Source organism: Mucilaginibacter lappiensis (genome assembly GCF_900155965.1).
GTDB classification, from domain to species: Bacteria; Bacteroidota; Bacteroidia; order Sphingobacteriales; family Sphingobacteriaceae; genus Mucilaginibacter; species Mucilaginibacter lappiensis.
This window is the reverse complement of the sequence record NZ_FTMG01000002.1, coordinates 376,212-399,046: the sequence shown is the minus strand read 5'-3', so window position 1 is coordinate 399,046 and position 22,835 is coordinate 376,212. Positions and strand designations below refer to the sequence as shown.

Annotated in this window: 19 protein-coding genes and 1 riboswitch; of the genes, 5 read left to right on the top strand and 14 right to left on the bottom strand. The window is 42.4% G+C overall.

Going from position 1 to position 22,835, the window contains the following annotated elements; translation table 11 throughout:
* The first annotated feature begins 7 nt into the window (after positions 1-7).
* From BW976_RS05915 to BW976_RS05900, 4 genes are read left to right on the top strand one after another with little or no spacing between them, the layout of a single operon-like run.
* The gene (locus BW976_RS05915; protein ID WP_076371383.1) at positions 8-970 is read left to right on the top strand and encodes an ABC transporter ATP-binding protein; all 963 of its coding nucleotides are present in this window, start codon (positions 8-10) and stop codon (positions 968-970) included.
* Positions 963-2,537: an ABC transporter permease/substrate-binding protein gene (locus BW976_RS05910; RefSeq protein ID WP_076371381.1), complete on the top strand. Its 1,575-nt coding sequence runs from the start codon at positions 963-965 to the stop codon at positions 2,535-2,537. The genes BW976_RS05915 and BW976_RS05910 overlap by 8 nt, the downstream gene beginning before the upstream one ends.
* 4 nt (positions 2,538-2,541) lie before the next feature.
* On the top strand, positions 2,542-3,690 hold the full coding sequence (gene egtB / locus BW976_RS05905) for an ergothioneine biosynthesis protein EgtB (RefSeq protein WP_076371379.1): 1,149 nt from the start codon (positions 2,542-2,544) through the stop codon (positions 3,688-3,690).
* Between the two features lie 18 nt (positions 3,691-3,708).
* Complete coding sequence (locus BW976_RS05900) at positions 3,709-4,701, top strand: L-histidine N(alpha)-methyltransferase (protein WP_076371883.1); 993 nt, start codon at positions 3,709-3,711, stop codon at positions 4,699-4,701.
* Between the two features lie 176 nt (positions 4,702-4,877).
* On the opposite strand, the gene BW976_RS05895 is transcribed toward BW976_RS05900, so the two are convergent.
* The gene (locus tag BW976_RS05895) at positions 4,878-5,699 is read right to left on the bottom strand and encodes a phytanoyl-CoA dioxygenase family protein (protein WP_076371377.1); all 822 of its coding nucleotides are present in this window, start codon (positions 5,697-5,699) and stop codon (positions 4,878-4,880) included.
* Between the two features lie 126 nt (positions 5,700-5,825).
* Here BW976_RS05895 and BW976_RS05890 point away from each other — a divergent pair, with 126 nt between their 5' ends.
* Positions 5,826-6,722 carry an AraC family transcriptional regulator gene (locus BW976_RS05890; protein WP_084192081.1) on the top strand — a complete coding sequence of 299 codons (897 nt, stop codon included), beginning with the start codon at positions 5,826-5,828 and terminating at the stop codon, positions 6,720-6,722.
* Here the strand turns inward: BW976_RS05890 and BW976_RS05885 are convergent, their stop codons facing one another.
* The 13 genes from BW976_RS05885 to BW976_RS05820 form a co-directional block, all read right to left on the bottom strand.
* Positions 6,723-7,376 carry a response regulator transcription factor gene (locus tag BW976_RS05885; RefSeq protein ID WP_076371375.1) on the bottom strand — a complete coding sequence of 218 codons (654 nt, stop codon included), beginning with the start codon at positions 7,374-7,376 and terminating at the stop codon, positions 6,723-6,725.
* A 134-nt stretch (positions 7,377-7,510) separates the two neighbouring features.
* Positions 7,511-8,293: a sensor histidine kinase gene (locus BW976_RS05880; RefSeq protein ID WP_076371373.1), complete on the bottom strand. Its 783-nt coding sequence runs from the start codon at positions 8,291-8,293 to the stop codon at positions 7,511-7,513.
* Positions 8,269-8,898 (bottom strand): hypothetical protein, encoded by a 630-nt coding sequence (locus BW976_RS05875; RefSeq protein ID WP_076371371.1) that lies wholly within the window; start codon positions 8,896-8,898, stop codon positions 8,269-8,271. The genes BW976_RS05880 and BW976_RS05875 overlap by 25 nt, the downstream gene beginning before the upstream one ends.
* 14 nt (positions 8,899-8,912) lie before the next feature.
* Positions 8,913-9,437 (bottom strand): hypothetical protein, encoded by a 525-nt coding sequence (locus BW976_RS05870; RefSeq protein WP_076371369.1) that lies wholly within the window; start codon positions 9,435-9,437, stop codon positions 8,913-8,915.
* A 412-nt stretch (positions 9,438-9,849) separates the two neighbouring features.
* Positions 9,850-10,806, bottom strand: a complete 957-nt coding sequence (gene metF / locus BW976_RS05865) for a methylenetetrahydrofolate reductase [NAD(P)H] (protein ID WP_076371367.1) — start codon at positions 10,804-10,806, stop codon at positions 9,850-9,852.
* 37 nt (positions 10,807-10,843) lie between these two features.
* Positions 10,844-11,206, bottom strand: coding sequence for a four helix bundle protein (locus BW976_RS05860; RefSeq protein WP_139332210.1), 363 nt, complete (start codon positions 11,204-11,206; stop codon positions 10,844-10,846).
* 44 nt (positions 11,207-11,250) lie between these two features.
* On the bottom strand, positions 11,251-14,940 hold the full coding sequence (metH, locus tag BW976_RS05855) for a methionine synthase (RefSeq protein WP_076371363.1): 3,690 nt from the start codon (positions 14,938-14,940) through the stop codon (positions 11,251-11,253).
* Positions 14,941-15,075: 135 nt separating this feature from the next.
* Positions 15,076-15,186: riboswitch (SAM riboswitch) on the bottom strand.
* A gap of 223 nt (positions 15,187-15,409) precedes the next feature.
* Positions 15,410-16,141, bottom strand: a complete 732-nt coding sequence (locus BW976_RS05850) for a Bax inhibitor-1/YccA family protein (RefSeq protein WP_076371361.1) — start codon at positions 16,139-16,141, stop codon at positions 15,410-15,412.
* A 239-nt stretch (positions 16,142-16,380) separates the two neighbouring features.
* Entirely contained in the window at positions 16,381-17,364 is a 984-nt protein-coding gene (locus tag BW976_RS05845; RefSeq protein ID WP_076371359.1) for a YihY/virulence factor BrkB family protein, read from the bottom strand.
* Positions 17,365-17,593: 229 nt separating this feature from the next.
* Positions 17,594-18,274 carry a M15 family metallopeptidase gene (locus BW976_RS05835; RefSeq protein ID WP_076371355.1) on the bottom strand — a complete coding sequence of 227 codons (681 nt, stop codon included), beginning with the start codon at positions 18,272-18,274 and terminating at the stop codon, positions 17,594-17,596.
* Between the two features lie 10 nt (positions 18,275-18,284).
* Positions 18,285-19,514, bottom strand: a complete 1,230-nt coding sequence (locus tag BW976_RS05830) for an alanine dehydrogenase (protein WP_076371353.1) — start codon at positions 19,512-19,514, stop codon at positions 18,285-18,287.
* 51 nt (positions 19,515-19,565) lie between these two features.
* Positions 19,566-19,982 carry a tRNA (adenosine(37)-N6)-threonylcarbamoyltransferase complex ATPase subunit type 1 TsaE gene (gene tsaE / locus BW976_RS05825; RefSeq protein WP_076371351.1) on the bottom strand — a complete coding sequence of 139 codons (417 nt, stop codon included), beginning with the start codon at positions 19,980-19,982 and terminating at the stop codon, positions 19,566-19,568.
* Between the two features lie 282 nt (positions 19,983-20,264).
* On the bottom strand, positions 20,265-22,787 hold the full coding sequence (locus BW976_RS05820; RefSeq protein ID WP_076371349.1) for a TonB-dependent receptor: 2,523 nt from the start codon (positions 22,785-22,787) through the stop codon (positions 20,265-20,267).
* Between the last annotated feature and the right edge of the window lie 48 nt (positions 22,788-22,835).

Sequence of the window (22,835 nt, the reverse complement as noted above, 5' to 3'; positions counted from 1 at the left end):
CCCGCTTATGATAAAGGTTAAAGACGTAAGCAAACACTTCGGTAAAGTTAAAGCGGTTGATACCATCAACTTTGAAGTTCAGGAACAAGAGAACTTTATTTTGTTAGGTACCAGTGGTTGCGGCAAAACCACTACGCTTAAAATGATCAACCGGCTTATTGAGCCTACTTCAGGCAGCATTTTCATCAACGGAAAAAATATCACTGATGAGCAACCGGAAATATTAAGGCGCAGCATTGGTTATGTTTTACAAAACAATGGCCTTTTTCCGCATTATACTGTGGCCGAAAACATTGCTATAGTGCCTCAATTATTAAAGTGGGATAAAAAGAAAATAACCAATCGTACTGCTGAGCTAATGGAGAAACTTCACCTAGGCTCCGATTATCTGCATGCTTACCCCAATGAACTAAGCGGGGGCCAGCAACAACGCATCGGCTTGGCCAGGGCTTTAGTATCTGATCCGCCGGTTTTATTGATGGATGAACCTTTTGGTTCTTTAGATAATGTTACGCGAGCCGCTATTCATAAGGAATTTAAAGCGCTTGATGAGTTGAAAAGAAAAACCATTATCATGGTTACCCATGACGTTCAGGAAGCTTTTGAACTGGGTGATAGGATATGCCTTATGGACCAGGGAAAGATCATACAATCAAGCACTCCTGCTGATTTGCTGTTTAAGCCGGCTAATAAATTTGTAAAGGATTTCCTGAAAGACCAGCGCCTGCAGTTAGAATTTAAAGCGATACGGCTGCTGGATATTTGGGATCTGTTACCGAATCACCATCAGGAAGCTCATACGTCATCATTATCAACCGACAGCGATCTGTGGACTGCACTGGAGCATTTTAAGTTTATTGACTCAGAGACTGTCAACATCAGCAAAGATAAAAGTGAAATAAAAATCGTTGGGTTTGAGCAACTCATGTCGGCTTTTAATCAATACAAGAACAGGCAAGGGCATGAATGAACATCAGCAAACCTTACTGGAATTCATGCAACAGCAGGCCGATAAGCTGGCTGTGCAAACCATGCAGCATATCGGGCTTACCTTTATATCGCTCTTTTTCGCAGTACTTGTAGGTTTGCCCTTGGGCGTTATTATCGCCCGTAAAAGAAAGCTTTCCGGTACGGTTTTGGGTTTTGCCGGGGTACTGCAAACCATTCCGAGTATAGCCCTGCTGGGATTTATGATTCCCCTTTTAGGAATTGGACCTAAACCGGCCATTGTTGCTTTGTTATTATATGCCCTGCTACCCATTATCCGGAATACCTATACCGGCATTACTGGTATTGATGCTGCCGTGAAAGAAGCCGCCATGGCCATGGGCATGAGTAAATGGCAAATACTAATCAAGGTAGAGCTTCCCCTGGCTATGCCGGTTATTTTGGCGGGTATCCGCACCGCCACGGTCATCAATGTTGGTGTAGCAACACTGGCATCATTCATAGCAGCGGGTGGCTTAGGCGAGTTTATTTTCGGTGGCATATCGCTCAACAATACCAACATGATCCTTGCCGGAGCTATTCCAGCAGCTTTATTGGCCATTATTTTCGATTTCCTGCTATCATTGGTACAAAAGCTAAATTTCAGAAAATTAAGGCGCAGCAGCTATGCATTGCCCATTGTATTGCTCTTGTTATCGTCCTTTTATTTTATTCCTACTGCATACGGCAGCAAACTCACCGCAGGCTTTACGCCCGAGTTTATGGGCCGGCAGGATGGCAATCTGGGTTTGGAAAGTAAATATGGACTAAAGATCCATACCATTGTAATCAGTGACGCCGTGATGTACAAAGCAGCCTATCAAAAAGAACTGGATGTGATCAGCGGATACTCTACCGACGGACGGTTAAAAGCGTACGGACTGGTAGTGCTGGATGATGATAAAGGCATATTCCCCCCGTATTATGCCGCGCCAATTATAAGGGAGGATGCATTGAAGAAATTTCCGAAGTTAGAGCAAACGCTGAATTTACTATCCGGCAAAATAAATGATTCCGTGATGACCGATTTAAATTACCGTACTGACTATCTTCACCAAAGCCCGGAGCGGGTGGCTAAGGATTTCTTAGTAAATCATAAGCTATTTAAACCCGCCCGCAAGAGCAATGAAGAGAACACTGTACGCATCGGTTCCAAAATATTTGGCGAACAATATATACTGGCCAATATGTACAGTATGCTTATAAAAGGATATACTGATTATGGCGTATCAACAAAAACAGGACTTGGCGGAACAAAAATTTGTTTCGACGCCTTAACTAATGACCAGATAGACTTTTACCCCGAATACACGGGGACGGGTTTACTGGCCATATTACAAGCCTCGTCAAAAACAATAAATGAGGTAACTAAAAATAAGGACAGCACTTACAATTATGTGCAACGGGAATTTAAAAAACAATACCAGGTAAGCTGGCTAAAACCTATCGGATTCAATAACGCTTATGCCTTAATGATGAGAGAGCAGCAAGCCAAAAGTTTAAATATTAAAACAATTTCTAACCTCAAACGATATTTGAATAGTAAATAGTTCCATGAATTTAGTTGATTGTTATAAAAAAGTACGTCAACGTACCGAATACATTTGTAGTCCTTTGCAAACAGAAGACTACGTGGTACAGCCTGTGGTAGATGTTAGTCCGCCTAAGTGGCACATCGGCCATACTACCTGGTTTTTTGAAACTTTTATCCTGAAGCCTTATTTTATGGGCTACCAGGAATTCAATCCTAATTACAACTATGTATTCAACAGCTATTACGAAACCGTTGGCAACCGCGTTATCCGTACAGACCGGGGCAATTTAAGCCGCCCAACAGTTAACGATATTTACCAGTACCGGGCATATGTAGATGAAGCCATGGAAAAATTCCTGAGTACCGAGCCCGCTACCGATGTTAAAGAACTCCTGATATTAGGCTTCAATCACGAAGAGCAACACCAGGAATTGTTACTGACCGATATTAAATATATTTTAGGTCACAACCCTTTGTTTCCACCATACTCAAGCAGCTATGTATCGCCAAAGATGATTACCGCAGCTATTGATTTTATTAAGGTAAACGAGGGAATTTATGAGATAGGATTTACCGGTGAGGGATTTTGTTTTGACAATGAGCTAAATCGTCACAAGGTTTATTTGAACGCTTATGAAATAAGCCCTAACCTGGTTACCAATGCCGAGTACCTGGAGTTTATCAATAGCGGCGGTTATCATGATTTTCGCTATTGGCATGCGGAGGGCTGGGATTGGGTTAAAATCAACAAGGTTGAGTCACCCCTTTACTGGCATTTGATTGATGAGGAGTGGCATAACTATACCTTCCATGGTCTGGAATTGCTTAACCCGAACAATCCGGTGTGTCACATTAGTTATTTTGAAGCTTATGCATACGCTTCCTGGAAGGGGCTCCGTTTACCAACAGAGTTTGAATGGGAGGCCGCCGCAACCCAATTTAGCTGGGGCAAGAGTTGGGAATGGACAGAAAGTTCCTACCTGCCTTATCCGGGCTTTGCAAAAGCCCCGGGTGCCATTGGTGAGTATAACGGCAAATTTATGGTTAACCAAAAAGTACTGCGTGGCGCTTCTGAAGCTACATCTCCGGGACATAGCCGCATTACCTATCGCAATTTTTTTCAAACAAATTTACGCTGGCAGTTTACCGGTATCAGGCTTGCACGGTAATTGCACAAATATATTGATATGGACTCAACCTTAGCACATACGGACTTGAATGACCCATCAAAAACAAAAACAGTTTTGTTTTACAATGATGTGATAACCGGTTTAAAATCAACACCCAAACGGTTAAACTCAAAATATTTTTATGATGCCAATGGCGATAAACTTTTTCAGGAGCTGATGAACAGCCCGGAATATTATCCTACTGATTGCGAGCTGGAGATATTCTCTGAAAAAACTGCCGAAATTGCGGATGCCCTTATTGCCGATGGCGATGCTTTTGACCTGATTGAATTAGGTGCCGGTGATGCTACGAAATCAACCTATCTGCTTAAATATTTACTGGAGAAAAAGGCCGATTTTACCTATTTACCTATCGATATTTCAGAGAACGTAATAGCCTACCTGAATATGACCCTGCCAGTTACCTTACCGGGCCTGCAAATCACAGGACTAAACGGCGAATATTTTCATATGCTCACCAAAGCAGCTTCTATTTCCTCCAGACGCAAGGTGGTTTTGTTCCTGGGATCAAACATTGGCAACATGCCTATAAACGATGCCATCGAATTTTGCAGGGAACTGCGTAAACATTTATCACCAGGCGATATGGCCCTGATTGGGATGGATCTCAAGAAAGATCCCAAAGTGGTGCTGGCCGCTTATAATGACAAAGAAGGTATTACCAAACGGTTTAATCTTAATTTGCTGGAGCGTATTAACCGGGAGCTGAACTCCAATTTTGACGTCTCTAAATTTGAACATTACCCTACCTATGATCCGGAAACAGGGGCCTGTAAAAGCTACCTGATCAGCACAGCTGACCAGCGGGTAACTATCAATGGCAAAGAAACCATAGCGTTTTTAAAGGATGAATATATCTACATGGAGATATCTCAAAAATTCACCATTATGCAGGCCGATCAAATAGCTATCAATACGGGCTTTGTACCGGTAGGTCAATTTTTCGATACCAAAAAATGGTTTATTGACGCTATTTGGGTAGCAGCATAAATTTTTGAACAGGAGTCCCTTTTGTTACAAAAGTGGGTTTACATGGTTTACACTTTTTATGGTTAACATTAATATATATGACTGATAATCAATAAATTATATTCTAAAATCATCACATAATGGGTTTAAAGTGTAAACCATCTTTTAAGCAGAAAATCATGGTTAGGATAAAAACATTATAATAGTTTCGGATTCATTTCCGAGTCGATCAACCCACCTATGGGTTTGCCCATGAGCCATTTTTCATGATCATTTTTTTGCCATTCATTTTTGTAAGGGGTTATCCGGGCCCCATCGGCAATATAAATAATAGTCATTACCTGCCGCATTTGATCCGAATGATTACCAGGCGCGTTGTGTATAGTAAAACCACGGTGCCAGGTAGCATCGCCGGCCTTCATGGTTTTGGCCCGACTAATTTCAAATTGCTTTTGCTTCACATAATCATCAAACAACGTTTCCGATTCATCAGAAATTTCATGATTAAAAACAGCGCCATTAACATATGAGCCAGATGCAAAGGTTAACATACCCATATCCACATCAATATCAACCAGCGGCATCCACATGGTTACGGTATTATGAGTATCAATAGGCCAATAATACTGATCCTGGTGCCAGGGAGTTGGCCCTCCGCCGGGCTCTTTAAACAAAGCCTGATCATGATATAGTCTCACGTTGTCAACACCCATCAAATCGGCAGCTATTTTTGCCATTCGCCTGGCTGTAACAAACTTTTTACTATCGGCATCAACCTGCCACAAATTCATGACCTGCAAAAATGCTTTCCCATAAGTATCCCTCTCCTCCAGCTTGCGTTTTTCTGTATTATATCTTTCTGCAGCGCCCACAATTACAGGCCTATAGGTATTTATCTCTTCTTCCGAAAGAATGTTTTTGATTAAAGTATGTCCTTTTTCATGAAACTCTTGAATGTTTTCGGCTGGTATTTTCTTAAAATCATCCAGCTCAGGCAGATAGGTAGATGCACTAATCATAATTTTATTAGCTTTTTTTTCAAAGGAAGCTTATCTTTATATAAAAAAAAATGAAGTGAATGGCAGGAAAGTGGCGTATATTATCCACCACAAACTAAAGTTCATTATTTTACGTTAATATATGCAATGATCAAAGCCTCTTACGAAGTCCTTCAGCCCGCAAACAGTCAATCTTTCCTTGTCAGGAAGTTTGATAAACTGGCATTTGACGCCCCTTACCATTTTCATGAAGAATACGAATTGACATGTGTTATAAGAGGCACAGGCAAACGCTATGTGGGCAGCCACATGGAAGATTTTGTTTCTGGCGATCTGGTATTGCTTGGCCCCAATCTTCCGCACTGCTGGAAACTGGAATCAGGAGAAATACCTATTGAAGATGCCAGTGCCATAGTAATACAGTTTAACGATGCTTTTTTGGGCGATGAGTTTTTTAATAAATTTGAGTTACAGCACATCAAGCAACTTTTCCAAAAAAGTGCCTGCGGCATTTTATTCCACTCCGATACCCAGAAAGAGGTAAAAGAACTTTTACTAAAACTAGCCGACGAGAAGAGCAACTTCAGAATACTGATATCCCTGCTGGAAATTTTGCAGCGCATGGCATCGTCTGACGAGTATATCCTGCTTGATCAGCACCGGGTAATAGCACAGCGCTCCCTGGCCGAGCGTGAAAGGATAAACCCTGTATTAGCTTATCTGGTTGAGAATTTCAGGAAACAGGTTTCATTGGATGCTGCGGCAAGTATAGCCAATATGACCACCAACGCGTTTTGCAAGTACTTTAAAAAGGTAACCCGTAAAACATTTATGGAAACCATTATTGAGTACAGGCTAAACTATGCTATACAACAGCTGGTACAAACAGACAAGCCCATATCAGAAATATCATTTGAAAGCGGCTTTGGCGATGTATCGCACTTTTACAAAATGTTTAAGGCTAAAATGCACCTAAGCCCGCTTAATTACCGCAAAAGATTTATGCGTAACCTGCTTAACGACGGCAAAAAACAATCTGCCTAACTATACACTGATTATACCACGCTTGATAGCGTATATAACCAGGCCTACCAGGTTTTTTGAGCACGTTTTTTCAAACAAACGAGCCCGGTATCCTTCTACGGTTCGCACGCTCAGGAATATTTTATCGGCTATTTCCTGGTTGGAGTATTCCTGGCAAACCAGTTTCAGCACCTCAATTTCGCGTTCGTTAAGGTCGGCTTTATTATTGGGGAGACTATCGCTGTGATCATTGGTAACCAATTGCTTAATGAGCGTTATGGACAGGTGTTCATTAAAGTAAAATCCCTTATGATACACAGTGGATATCGCGTCAATGATCTCTTCCGGTTCGGCATTTTTGAGTAGATAGCCCGATGCCCCGGCTTTCATCATATCCACAATATATTTATCTTCATTAAACATGGATAATGCCAGAATCTTGATATGCTTGTAGTGTTGATGCACATAATCAGCCGTTTGAATGCCATCCATTTCGGGCATCTTGATATCCATCAGTAATACATCCGGCGATTTATCAACCAATAAGCCCACCAGTTCTTTGCCATTTGATGCTTCCAATATCAGGTCAAAATCTTCACAATCTTCTAGCGTTGCTTTTAATCCGTTCCTGAAAATTTTATGATCATCAATAATGCCTAATTTTATCGTACTCATTGTATAACAAATAGTTGGCTAATATAGTAAATAGTATCAAGTAGCTAGTATCAAGCATCATGATTATCAGCAGTTTCATATACAGCGCCATACAATAATGTCTTGATACTTGATACTAGCGACTTGATACTAAATTACGCTATTTTTAATTTTATAGTTGTAAACGTGCCGGCCGTGGGCTTGCTTATAATATTAATTTCGCCGTTGATGAGTTGTACACGGCTTTCCAGGTTCTTGATACCAAAGCCTTGTTTTACTTCATTTAATTTAAACCCAACACCATTATCTTTAAATTCCATCACCATAAAATCGCCATCCTGTTTTACCGATAGATGGATAATGGTAGCATCGGCATGTTTAATGGCGTTGCCAAAAAGTTCCTGAGCTATGCGGTATAATGCCAGTTCAATTTCATGAGGAAAGCGCTGGTCGCTTATTTTTTTTTCAAACCGTACTTTAATACGTGTGGCTTGTTCTACTTTATTGCCCAGGGCCTCCAAAGCTATCAGAAAACCATAATCGGTGAGTACCGGGGGCAATACATTGTGGATAATATTACGTATTTCCTGTATACTTTCGTCAATAAGTCTGCGGGTGTCGGCCAGCAAGGGCTGGGAGTTTTCATTGATGCAATTTTTATCCAACCGATGCATATTGAGCTTGATGGCCGATAATACCTGCCCCACACTATCATGCAGATCTTCGGCAAGGCGTTTGCGTTCGCTTTCCTGTGTTTCAAAAACAGCGTTCATCAAATCGCCTTGCCGCTGGTCATGCAGCGTGCGTAATTCTACCTGATTCTTTATCATTTTACGTTGATAAATGATCACGAAGAAAAACAGGCAAGTAATTAATATAACAACCACCAAAGTCCCGATAATGAGTACCGGGATCAGGTCGTTTTCTGAGGCTTGCAAAGTAATCCGGTTGAATATAATAAATTAGCAATTATATTAGTTGAACTATGTATCATAAAGAGCTTTGGTCTTAGTTCAGAAGGTATCTGATTAAACAACATAAATATAAAAATATTTACCGCAGAATAGAACAATACTCCTGCATTTATCCAGAACCAGCCCTGTTTTTCGATATATACATATTCTTGTCGGTTCAACAATTGGTAAAAATATATCAGAGATAACACAATAAGAAAAATACTCAAAGCAGTATTTGATATGGATGGGTAAGTCCAAATTTTAATTGAATTATACAAAAGTGCAATTAATGTTATTACAGCTAAAGCGACTGTCGTCCTCTTTAAAATAGTGTTAAAAAACAAGCAATAGTATATGATACTAAAAAATACAAGACTAATGGCTAAATATAAATGGACACATGGCATATCGTTTTGAATGCCGAAATGTGAAGCAAGCCAAAATCCAACATCAAAAAGAAATGAAACCAATAAATAAGCTGTAAATATTTTTAGTTTTTTATCAATTTGTCTGTAATTAAACATCGCCGCAATTACCGGAATTACTCCCGATATAACCGAAAGTATTGCTAATGTATAATCATTCATCGAATTGTATCCGTTTAACTTGTTGCACCTGTCAAAACATTTGAAGGACATCCCGAAGTCCCTGGGCATGGCATTGATTGATCACCTAAACTATTGTCATCACTTTGGGCTTTCATGAGCTTATACGTTTTTTGGCTCGTTGAAAAAGTTGTAGACATCACTGTTTCGCCTTTCATATCATGCGGCAGCATATCTTGTCCATCTGCAGTAACACCCGATATTACAAAGCGCATATCACCATCGGCATGGGCAATGGTTTTGATAAAAAAATTACCTATGGCTACAAAAAAACGCTGAAAGCCGCTTAGCTGTTGTCTGTTGGCATAATAAATACGGAGAGCAAGACAGCCTGGTTGAGCAAGGATCTTATTTACAATAACCTGCCCAAAAAGTTGAGAAATAGCAGAGCCTTTAGGGCTGCGATGCCTATGATTGGCTGTATATAGCGCAGCCTCATCAAGACTTATCACGGCGCCTTCATTGCCGGTGATAACGCCCCTTGCCTGTTGTGTTTCTGGTGTTGTAGTTGTTGTTTCCATGATTAAACTAATTATAGGATTGAGTTTTAGTTGTTAAAACTAACATTAATTAGTAATTATTTCAACAAGCTGAGGCTGAGACCTAAAACTTATCCCTGCATTAACAATCACGTAACAAACTCATAAACAGCCAATAATGAATATTACCCAGACATGGAGTATTATTATATCACGTAGTTTTACGTATCAAAAACTGTAATATTACGCGGTGGATTATAGGCACTTATCAAGTAATATAAAACAATAACCTTAAAAGTATCTGCAGTCGCTATAAATAATTATTAACAATATTTAGCAAGCAAATATTGTTAGTATTAAAATTATTATTTAGGTTTATCATAACTATTAACCGATCCTATAAAATAAGGGTGCCATATTGCTATGGCCCCTTTTATATGTTATATGCTCGATATTAAAATATAGCCTCGGCTATCCGTTTAGTTGGCCCGGCGTTGCTCATGGTATAAAAATGCAATACGGGCACACCAAATTTCACCAGTTCTTTACATTGGTTAATCATCCACTCAATACCCATATCTTTTACGTCTTTTTCTGATTTGCAAGCATGAATGGCATCGCACAAATCTTCGGGCATATCAATATGGAAGGTTTTTGACAGGTTAACCAATTGCTTTGATGTAGTGATGGGTTTTAAACCCGGTATAATAGGTACATTAATGCCATTAGCCCGGCAGTTGTTCACAAAATCAAAATATTTCTGATTATCAAAAAACATCTGGGTAACAATAAAGCTGGCACCCATATCTACCTTTTGTTTCAGGTATTTAAAGTCAGTTTTAAGGTTGGGGGCCTCAAAATGCTTTTCGGGATAGCCTGCCACACCAATACAAAAATTGGTTTTGGCGATGTTATCATAATCTTCATGCAAATAAACACCGTTGTTCATGTTCACTACCTGCTGCAGCAGATCAGTAGCGTAAGCATGCCCATTGGGGGTAGGCACAAAAGACGAATCGCTGTTACGGGCATCACCGCGCAATACCAGCACATTTTCGATACCTAAAAACTCCAGCTCGATTAGGGCGTTCTCCGTTTCGTCGCGGGTGAAACCACCACAAAGCAAATGCGGAACGGTATCCACCTTATACCGGTTCATGATAGCCGCGCAAATGGCAATAGTACCCGGGCGTTTACGATAGCTCAGTTTTTCCAGCAAACCATTGGAGTGCTGCTTATAAATATAATCCTCGCGCAACGAGGTCACATCAATAAAAGGCGGCTTAAACTCCATTAACGGATCAATAGCATTATAAATGCCCTGTATGCTTTGTCCCTTTAATGGTGGAATTAGCTCAAAAGAGAAAAGTGTTTTACCTGCTGCATTAGCTATGTGTTCGGTTATTTTCATGGTTCGGGTTCCGGGGCTCGGGTTGCGTGAAGCCTCCCTATTTTGTTAAATTTGATTTGTAATAATTAATAAGGCCTGCTAATAACCTTCGCACTTTTTCAAGTTGATTTAATAAAGTATCCAAGGTTTCTTTATCTATAAAATTGAGATCAAAAGAAAGGTAAAATTGTGTTTCTAATTCGTAGGCAGAGCCTCTGGCGATATAAAAAAACTGTAAAGAATCCTTACTATAGTTTCTTCCTGAACCCTCTGCGATATTGGATGGAAAGGAAATTGCCGCACGCTTTATTTGCGATTGCAGCGCAAAAATTTCATCTTTTGGAAATTTGCTCATACTTGTATAAACAAGCTTAACTAAAATCCTCGCTTCCTTCCAAGCATCCAAGTCAGTGTAAATCATTCCGTATTTTTTCACGAACCCCGCAACGCGAGCCTCGCACCTATCTAATAATTAATATTCGGGCTAAGCCAGCGTTCAACCGTTTCGAGATCCATGTTCTTTCTTTCTGCATAATCCACTACCTGGTCTTTACTGATCTTGCCTAAGCCAAAATACCTGGCCTGCGGATGCGCGAAATAGAAACCACTTACCGAGGCTGCCGGCAGCATAGCCAGACTTTCCGTCAGGTGCATGTGGGCGTTATCCTCTGCTTTTAGAAGATCAAACAAAGTGGTTTTCTCGGTATGATCCGGACAGGCGGGATAACCCGGAGCTGGACGGATGCCCTGGTATTCTTCTTTGATCAGGTCTTCGTTACTTAAACGTTCTCCTTTCGAATATCCCCAGTGCTCTTTACGTACCAGCTCGTGCATTTTTTCGGCGAAGGCTTCGGCCAGGCGGTCGGCCAGGGCCTTGGCCATAATGCTGTTATAATCATCATGGTCGCGCTCAAACTCGGCTACCAGTTCATCACAGCCCAAACCTGTTGTTACAGCAAAACCACCCATATAATCGGGCACACCACTTTCTTTTGGAGCGATAAAATCTGATAGGGCATAGTACGGTTCGCCTTTCATTTTTTCGGTTTGTTGGCGCAGCGTATGTATGCGGGTTAGTAATTGCGTACGACTTTCGTCGGTATATAGTTCAATATCGTCACCTACGCTGTTGGCAGGCCAAAACCCGATCACTCCGCAAGCTTTTAACAGCTTCTGATCCACAATTTTTTTGAGCAGTTCCTGTGCATCGTCGAACAGTTTTTTAGCTTCATCGCCCACAAACTTATCGGCAAATATTTTCGGGTAGCTGCCGCGCAGTTCCCAGGTATGGAAAAACGGTGTCCAGTCGATATAAGGCACCAGCTCATCCAGCGGATATGATTCAAATGTTTTTGTACCGGTAAATGCCGGTTTTATAGCTACATCGCCATCCAGGCTGATCTGGAATTTTGATTTTCGGGCATCGTCAATGGTCACAAAACGCTTATCTGATTTTTTGTTCAGATGTGCTTCACGGGCCTTGGCATATTCCTCTTTTATACCCTGGATATAAGCGTCCCGGTTATCCTTACTCATTAAATTACTGCACATGGTAACACTGCGCGAAGCATCTATGCCATGTATTACCGGCCCAGAATAGTTCGGATCTATCTTCACCGCCGCGTGTATGCGCGATGTGGTAGCACCACCCACTATTAGGGGGATGGTAAAGCCCTGCCGTTCCATTTCCTTGGCAAAATGCACCATTTCATCCAACGAAGGGGTAATCAGTCCGCTTAAGCCGATAATATCTACATTCTGGGCTTTAGCTTCTTCAATAATGCGCTGCGCAGGTACCATTACCCCCAGATCAATGATCTCGAAGTTATTACAGGCCAGCACTACACCAACTATATTTTTACCAATGTCATGCACATCACCTTTAACGGTGGCCATTAATATCTTACCGGCATTAGCCCGGTTCCCGCTTGAATCTTCACCGGCATCTATAACCCTTTGTTTCTCGAGCTCGATAAATGGCAACAGATAGGCCACGGCTTTTTTCATTACACGGGCCGATTTTACAACCTGTGGCAAAAACATTTTGCCGGCCCCAAACAAGTCACCTACGATGTTCATGCCATCCATCAGCGGCCCCTCTATTACTTCCAGCGGTTTGCTGTATGCCAAGCGTGCTTCTTCTACATCATCGTCCAGATATTCGATGATACCCTTTACCAGCGCGTGCGAAAGTCGTTCCTGAACAGGAGCATTGCGCCATTCTTCATTACGTACAATCTCCTTGCCTTTACTTTTAATGGTATCGGCATATTCCACCAGGCGTTCGGTGCCATCCTCCCGGCGATTCAGCAACACATCTTCAACCAGCTCCAACAGGGTTTTATCAATTTCCTGGTAAACCTCCAGCATACCGGCATTTACAATGCCCATATCCATACCCGCCCTGATAGCATGATATAAGAATGCCGAGTGCATAGCCTCGCGCACAACATTGTTACCCCTAAAGGAGAACGAAATATTACTTACCCCTCCGCTTACTTTAGCATGCGGCAGGTTTTGTTTTATCCAGCGGGTAGCTTCAATAAAGTCAACCGCGTAGTTATTATGCTCTTCGAGGCCAGTGGCTACAGTTAATATATTGGGGTCGAAAATGATGTCCTGTGGCGGAAAACCAACCTCATTGACCAGGATATCATAGGAACGTTTGCAGATTTCGATACGGCGCTGCAAGGAATCAGCCTGACCGGTTTCGTCAAAAGCCATTACTACCGTAGCTGCACCATAGCTTAATATTTTACGGGCGTATTCCCTGAACTTATCTTCGCCCTCTTTTAGGGAGATGGAGTTCACGATCCCTTTACCCTGGATACATTTCAACCCGGCCTCAATAACCGTCCATTTAGAAGAGTCGATCATGATGGGCAGCTTGGCAATATCGGGCTCAGAAGCTACCAGGTTCAGGAATTTCACCATCACCGCTTCCGAATCGATCATACCCTCATCCATGTTGATATCGATCACCTGCGCGCCGCCTTCTACCTGTTGCAGGGCTACAGCCAGGGCCGCTTCATAATCTTCGGCCAGGATTAGTTTCGAGAATTTGGGCGACCCGGTAATGTTGGTACGCTCACCCACATTCACAAAAATACTCTCGGGAGTTATGGTAACGGCCTCCAATCCGCTCAGGCGCAGATTTGGCTCAACCACCGGAACTATTCTTGGCGAATATTTGGCGGCCCTTTCGGCAATACACTTAATGTGTTCGGGTGTAGTGCCACAGCATCCACCCACAATATTTACAAGACCGGCTTTTATAAAATCATCCAGCTGATGAGCGGTTTCATGCGCGGTTTCGTCATATTGCCCAAACTCGTTTGGTAAACCGGCGTTTGGATAGGCAGATATAAACACATCGGCTTTTTCGGAAAGTTCGGCCAGGTGAGGACGCATTTCTTTGGCACCCAAAGCACAGTTTAAACCTACCGAAAGCAGGTTGGCATGGCGTACCGAGTTCCAGAAAGCCTCTACCGTTTGCCCGGATAGGGTACGACCCGAAGCATCGGTAATGGTACCGGAAATCATGATAGGCAAATGCCTACCAGATTCATTTGCATAACGATTGATGGCAAATAAAGCCGCTTTGGCGTTCAGGGTATCAAATATGGTTTCTACGAGCAACAAGTCGCTTCCGCCGTCAACCAGGCCACGTACCTGGTCATAATAAGCATCGGCCAGATCGTCAAATGTTACCGCGCGATATCCGGGATCATTTACATCGGGCGATAGTGATGCGGTGCGATTGGTTGGCCCAACAGCACCGGCCACAAACCGGGGCTTAGTCGGGTTTTTGGCGGTATATTCTTCAGCCACTTCACGGGCCAGACGTGCACCCTCATAGCTTAGCTCATAGGCCAGCTCTTCCAGCTTATAATCGGCCAGGGAAATTATTTGCGTGCTGAAAGTATTGGTTTCAATGATATCGGCACCCGCGTCCAGGTATTCGGCGTGTATAGCCTTGATAATATCAGGGCGGGTGATGTTCAGCAGGTCGTTATTTCCCTGCAGGTCAGAGTTATGATCTTTAAAGCGCTCCCCACGAAAATCCTGCTCGGTTAATTGGTACCGCTGTATCATGGTACCCATTGCCCCGTCAATTACCAGTATGCGTTTCTCTAGTTCTTTTCTAATATCCATTTTCTGTTGAGATATTAGATATGAGATGTGAGATTTGAGAAATTTAAATCACAAGCAAGCGATCTCACATCTCATATCTAATATCTCAAATCTAAATACAGCTTATCTCGAAAAGTCGGGTATATGACTGACTTTCGCTTATCTTTCCCAACGTGTTGTGTGTTGTTGAGTAGAATGTAGCACCTTGTATAGTACAGGTTGCTAAGACATCGCAGGGTCTAATCCCTCCGCCTTTCTCTATAAGCAATGCAAAGGTGCACAATAAAGCTTTAATATGCAATAGTTTCAGCCCTTCAATTGTGTACTTTATACGTGTTTACAATTGCATGAATATTCGTCATAAACAATTGACCTTATCTGAGGAAACCAGGCAGTTGGGTGGGTGGAAAAACTTGGCCTTAACTAAACAGGCCGGTTCTTTTTGCAAAGAACCGGCCTGTTGTATACAAAAATACCTTTTTGTTGGTTATTATCTTCTTCTGCCGAATAAACGCAGGATCATCAGGAAAAGGTTGATGAAATCAAGATATAAGGTTAAGCCGCCCATCAATGCCATTTTTGAGGCCGATGCATCACCATATTCTAAACCAGCGCCAATACGTTTTAGTTTTTGAACATCATAAGCGGTTAAGCCTACAAATACTGCTACACCTACATAGCTAATGATATAATCTAATCCACTGCTATGCATGAACATATTCAATAAAGAGGCTACGATAATACCAATCAGTCCCATCATCAGGATTGGGCCAAATTTGGTCAAATCGGTATTGGTAGTATAACCGGCGATGGCCATTACACCAAATACTACCGATGTGGTAATAAATACGCCTAAAACCGAGCCTGCAGTAAAAACCAAAAGTATATAGCTTAAGCTAATACCCATTATTGCCGAAAACGCTACAAACAGGAATGCTAACACCCCGTAAGATAATCGGTTAAAACCAAAAGAGATGATCAGCACAAATGCAAGCGGTGCAAACATTGTAATAGTGCCTAAACCTGTATTACGACCTGTAGCCGGATCAATAAGCATATTAAGCAGGGCCTGATTCTGAGAAAATAAGAATGCACAAACTGCAGAAAGCCCCAGGGCAACAAACATCCATAAAAACACATTGGCTATGAATTTACGGGAAGCGTCTGTTTCGTTTAATTGTATTACGTTTTTATAAACGTATTCAGGATCTTTAGTTTCCATGTTGTATTAAAATAAATTAATATACGAATTTACGAATAAAATGTGAATATAGTGTGAAGGGGTGCGGAGAATAGAATCAAGAGATAAGAGTCAAGATACAAGAGGGGTGTCATGTTGGGCCGAACTCTACGCACGATCCTTCGACAAACTCAGGATGACAACCCTTTTTTATATTCTCTGTTTTGCCTCAGTAAGAAATCCTGTAACCAAAACATCTTTGCTCCTTATTCCAAAAATCTCTATCCTTGCTCTTTGCTCTCCAAATCCTTGCTCTTCTTCAGCAGCCCGGGGTTTTGGGCGGGCAGCTTTTTTACGTGCCGCTCCACTTCGGTTTGCTGTACATGTACGGCATATTCGGCGGGTTCAATGTGGCTGCCGCTGGCCTCGGCGTAAACCTGGGTAAACTCCGCGCCGATGTACAGGATGGCCGATGTATAATAGATCCATATCAAAATAACAATAAGCGAGCCCGCAGCCCCGTATACTGATCCCTGCGCCGTATATTGGATATACAGACCTATCAGATATTGGCCCAGCATAAACAACAAAGCAGTAAAAAACGCACCGGTGCGCACATCCTTCCACTTGATCTTTACATCGGGTAAAAATTTAAATATGATGCCAAACAAAATGGTGATCACTACCAGCGTTATGCCAAGGTTAACAGCCTGTAATAGCAAGCCGGTTATTGCCGGTAAAAAATGTTCTATTTTTTTTCCTAAAGCTTCAATAATCAGATTTACCAGTAAGGACGCTAATAACAAAAAACCTAAACTAATGATCAATGAAAACGAAAGGAACCGGTTTTGCAATAATTTAACCCAACCACTCTTGGGTTTTGCCTTAACCCGCCATATCATGTTTAAGGAGTCTTGTATCTCTACAAAAATACTGCTTGCACCTACCAGTAAAGTGATGATCCCTATGCTAAATCCAAAAGCACTTTTTCCGTTAAGCTTAAGACTTGCAACTGTACTGTGTATTTGATTTGCCGCACTGGCTCCTACATATGTACCTATTTGCTGGTACAATGTATCTGTTTTAGCCACCGGAATCAAGCCTACCAGTGCGATCAGTAAAAACAACAATGGCGCTATCGAAAAAACGGTATAATAAGCTAATGACGCGCTTAGCTTTAAGCCATTATCACGTATAAAGCCGCTAAAAGTAGCTACCAGTATTTTCCACAATCGTTTTAAATATTCTTTACTGAAAAATTTCATTAGTGCTTATTTAATTGATGTACCGAACCAAAGCTTAGCAATTTTAATGCCTTCTTTAGGAGCAAGGATTTGGGGATTCTTGGAACAAGGATTTTTTCAGGAGCAGGGAGCAAAGATTTATAGAACAAGGACGGGACTAAAGATTTTTCCAGTCCTTATTCCTTGTACCAAAATCCTTACTCCAAAAATCCTTGCTCCTTGTTCCAACAGACCCAAAGTCCTTACTCTCCTATAGCCGCGAAAACGGAATATCGAGCAATTCATAATTGGCCCAGCCATTAAAATCATAATGCCACCACTCAGTGTTCAGCACTTTAAAGCCGTGGGCCTGCATTATTGTTTTTAATAATTCGCGATTATCCAATTGTTTTTTGCTGAGGGTAGGATAGTTGGCAGCGGCTTTTTTGCTAAAGCTATCAAACCCGGTAGGCATATCCAGTTCTTTTCCTGTTTTAAGGTCAATCAAACTCAGGTCCACCGCGCAACCCCGGTTATGTTTGGAGCCTTTACGCGGATTGGCTACAAAATTGGTGTCGCTGGTCATCTCGTAAAACTTAACGGTAACCGAGTAGGGTCGGTAGGCATCATAAATTTTTAGTCCCAGGCCACGGGTTTGCAAGTCGGCTTCTACCTGCTGCAGGGCTTTTACAACGGGCAGACGGGCATAAGCCTTTGCCTGCTGGTACATGCGCCTATGCATAAAATTATTGGTAGTAGCATACCTGATATCCAGCACAATTTGCGGGATGTATCGCTTGATCTCGACCAATTGTTTATCGGGGTTGGCCTTCACTTGTTTTTTATACCGGGCCGGGCCGCTTATTTTGGTACTATCAATGTATTTGTAATGTTGCGCACTGGCGCTGATACCGGCTAAAACAAAAAACAGTACCATGATATAACGAAGCATAGGATAGGGTTTACCGGTGCGATACGATAAGCAAGTCCAAATCTTTACAAGGAATGGAAAAACGCTCCCCGATATGCTTATTGGTCAAATGCCCATGATAAATATATACCGCGTTACGTATGCCCGACTTTTGCCATATAACGTTTTTAATACCGCCCTGGTCGCCTATATCCAGCAATATGGGGGTAAATATATTGGTAAGCGCGTAAGTAGCCGTACGGGCAACACGCGAGGCTATATTGGGTACACAGTAATGGATAACATCGTGCTTGCGGAACACCGGGTGGGTATGATTGGTAACCTCGGATGTTTCAAAGCAGCCGCCCTGATCGATACTCACGTCAATGATCACCGAATCGCGCTTCATACGGCTTACCGTGGCTTCCGAAATAATACAGGGACTGCGCCCGTCTTCTGCCCGCATGGCACCAATGGCTACATCGCAGGTGGTAATGGCCTTTTCGAGCACAATCGGCTGCACTACCGAGGTAAAAACCCGGCTGCCAATATTATTCTGCAAGCGGCGAAGCTTGTATATGGATGGGTCAAAAACTTTCACTTCGGCACCCAGGGATATAGCGGTACGGGCAGCGTATTCACCAACGGTACCGGCTCCCAGGATCACAATTTCGGTAGGAGGTACGCCGGTGATGCCGCCCAGCATCAGGCCTTTACCATCAAATACATTGCTTAAATATTCTGCCGCTATCAATATGGATGTAGCACCGACGATTTCGCTCATGGCGCGCACTACACTCAGGGTATTGCCCTCATCGCGTAAGTGTTCAAAGCTCAGCGCAGTAATTTTTTTGGCCATCAGCGCATGCAGGCATTCGGCCTTAAGTGTAGCCAGCTGTAAAGCCGATATCAGTATTTGCCCGGGCTTCATCAGCTCAATTTCGGGCATTACCGGAGGGGCTATTTTGATGATGATATCGGCATCATGATAAACAGATTTGGTATCGTAAACAATACGGGCACCCTGTTCGCTGTAATCCTTGTCAGAAAAGTTGGCTGCCTGGCCTGCGTTACTTTCTAAAATAACGTCGTGCCCATTATTAACCAATAGAGCTACTGATAATGGAGTTAAGGGTATGCGGTTTTCCTGGAAAGAAACCTCTTTTGGAATGCCGATATATAACTTGTTCTTTTTGCTTTTAACCTCCAGCATCGACTCCTGAGGCTGCATCATTGCCTGTTTGGCAATGTCAGAAAACCCACTGTATATCCCTGAACTCATGATGTTTTAATTGTGGCTGATGAAGATAAGAAAAAAGGGCTTATTTTTTTATTAAAAATTTTCAATATTAACCTGTCGTGACCCATCATTTAAGGTTTTGATATTGATTTTGGTATAATGCGCAGGCAGCAGGTCGGGTATCTTTTCGGGCCACTCAATAAAGCAGTAAGCACCGGCATAAAAATATTCTTCATAACCCATATCCAATGCTTCTGTTTGATCTTTAAGGCGATAAAAATCAAAATGATAAATTTTATCCTTCGGCCCCTGGTATTCGTTCACGATAGCAAACGTAGGACTGGTAACCGCGTCGGCAATGCCTAAAAAGCTGCACAAGCTTTTAATCAAGGTAGTTTTGCCGGCACCCATATCGCCATAAAAAAGAAATATCCTGTTATTGGCTGCATAGTTTATGATCGCCTCGGCAGCGGCGGGCAAATTTGCCAGTGATTGAACAGTTATTAACACGCTTGTAATAATCAATTATTAATTCCCCATGTCATTGCGAGCGGTAGCGTGGCAATCTCCTCGAATACTCATCGATGAGAACAGCTACGCGATTGCTTCGTCGTTCCTCCTCTCGCAATGACATATTTATTTACGCCAAATTTACTTAAAAACTTTACCCTATAAATCACCAGATCATCAAATATTTTGGTGATTTCCTGTAAATGTTTTCATAAAATATAAATAAAAAAGCTCTACCCTTAATGGGCAGAGCTTTTTATGTCTTTCACAGATAAAAATAACTTATGATGATTTTTTACCGGTGTTGAAACCAAACGGCACAACCACCTTAAAGCTGATATTACGGCCCATATTAAAGATACCGCGACGAACACCATCAGGGGTAACAGCATTGTCGAAATATTTAAGCCGGCTCATATTTGATTGGTAATTTACATTGGCCAGGTTGGTTCCTTCCACAAACAGTTTAATAACCGGCTGACCAGATTTGTTGACAATGTTACCACCAAAACCCGCGCTTAGCAAATTGTAACCTGGGGTTGCTGTCTCGGTACCGTAGGCGGCAAAGAAACGATTTTGGGCACTGTAGTGGTCAAAGCCAACAAAAACATACAGGTTTTTAAAGTCGCCAAACCCTTTGTTAAAGGTTCCGCGAAGCTCTGAATGAGAATGCAGTGGCGGGATGAATGGCAAGTGTTTTAAACTATCGGCTACCGGGCCGCCATTTCCTTTGTTTTCGCCATAGGTTAAGCTAAGGGCATTTTCAAAGTGCAGCCATGGTAACGGATGCAGATCGACATTCGCTTCACCACCATATATTTTGGCTTTACTTTGTACATAGGTAAAGGTGTTGTATCCCTGTGTAATAACCGGACTGCCATCCGGGTTCAATACTTGTTGTTGAAAGATGTAGTTGGAGATATCATTATTAAACACTTCTACACTGGCCGAGATGTTTGGCAGGGTTAAAAAGGCACCGATATCTTCCTGTAAGCTAAACTCCGATTTAAAGTTTTTGTCGCCTATGTGATAAATTTGCGAACCCGGGTCTGCGCCATTGGCTGATATTTCGGCAATGCTTGGTGCCCTGAAACCACGGGCAATGTTGCCCTTAACCAGGAATTGATCAGACACATTATAGGTTGCTCCAAAACTACCGGAAAAGCCCGAGAAGGTTTTGCTGAAGGCATCAAACTGCGAAACAACGTTTGGCGCTGTAGTTGGATTGCTACCGTTATACAAGGTAGGGAAACCATGCGGGCCGCCAATAGTATCCACATAGGCGGCGTTGTTTTTGAATGAACGGATATCGAACCGTGCACCTGCCGATAGGTCAAGCTTGCCAAAGCTTTTCTTGATCACGAAGAATGGGCCAATATCAAACTGGTGGTAAGCCGGGATCGGAAAATCCGTAGCATCGCCAATGGTATTGTTCTGGTATTGACCATTTACACCAAAGGTGGTTTCATAATCATTACCGATATTAAAGTTGTATTTAACATCATAAGTATAAGTACTCAGGTGCAGGTTTAAACCAGCAATATCACCCGCTTCTGGATGTGTAAACTCGCGTCTGTGACTGAATTGGTAGCCCAGGTTAACCAACAGGTTACCGCCACCCAAAATAAAGTTACTGTTGTTATAGATACGATAAAGCTGAACATGTTGATGTAGGGTCGGGATGCCGTATGAGTTTAACTCTGACGGAGAAACAATGGGGCGAAAAGCGTTGCCATCTTCAACAACTTGCTTGGTGAATTTACGGGTAAGTGAATCGCGGCTGCCATCGGGAATATCCTGCTCATCGTCAAAAACAGAAGCATGTAAATAGGAGTAGCCCCATGATTTATTCAGGCCTACCATTACACGGGCATCTTTTTCTTTATAACCGGTAGCGTATACCCGGCCATCATGCTGGTTCTGATAATCCTTGGCTTCTTTAGCCGATATTACGGTTCCCCAAACCAATCCATTCTGGTTACCTTGTAACCTGAACGATCCGTTAAGCAAACCCTGGTTGGTACCATAAATACCCTGTACCGAACCTAATATTTTACCTTCGGGTACCGGGGCTGGTGTAATCAAGTTAACCACACCGCCAATGGCATCAGAGCCATAAGTTAAACTGGCAGGCCCTTTGATAATCTCCACGCGATCGATCGAGTTTTGATCAACCTCGATACCATGTTCATCGCCCCATTGCTGGCCTTCCTGGCGTATACCATCCTGTAGGGTAATTACCCGGTTATAGCCCAGGCCATGTATAAATGGCTTGGATACATTTGGACCGGTAGTAACCGCGCTTACACCCGGCAGCGTAGCTATCTGATCAATAATATTACCCGAAGCCGCACGCTGTTCCAGGTAGGCTTTACCTACTGCTATCATAGGCACGGGGCTGCGTTTTATTTCGGTAGCTTTACTTACACCGGTCACCACTACTTCACCAGCCTCCAATGAGGAAGCTTGCAGTTTCACATCAAACACAGATGTTTTTGAAAGGTCAACCTTTTGGTTAAAGGTGGCATATCCAAGATAGCTTACCTGCACCAGGTAAACACCTCTGGGCACGTGATTTAAAACGTATTTACCATTTGCATCGGTAATGGCACCGGTATGCAGATCGGGAATGCTTACGGTAGCGCCAATAACAGGTTTGCCGTCGGCTTTATCGGTAACCGTACCTGTTAAAGTGCCTGCAGCCTCTTCAACAGCTGCGTTTTTTGTTGTATTTGTATGGACATCGGCAATAGCAGAAATACCTATAAAAAGCAATAATAAGCTACTAATTAGCTTTAATTTCATAATAAAAAAATTTGGGGATCAATAAATACCACACCAATGGTGGCCTAT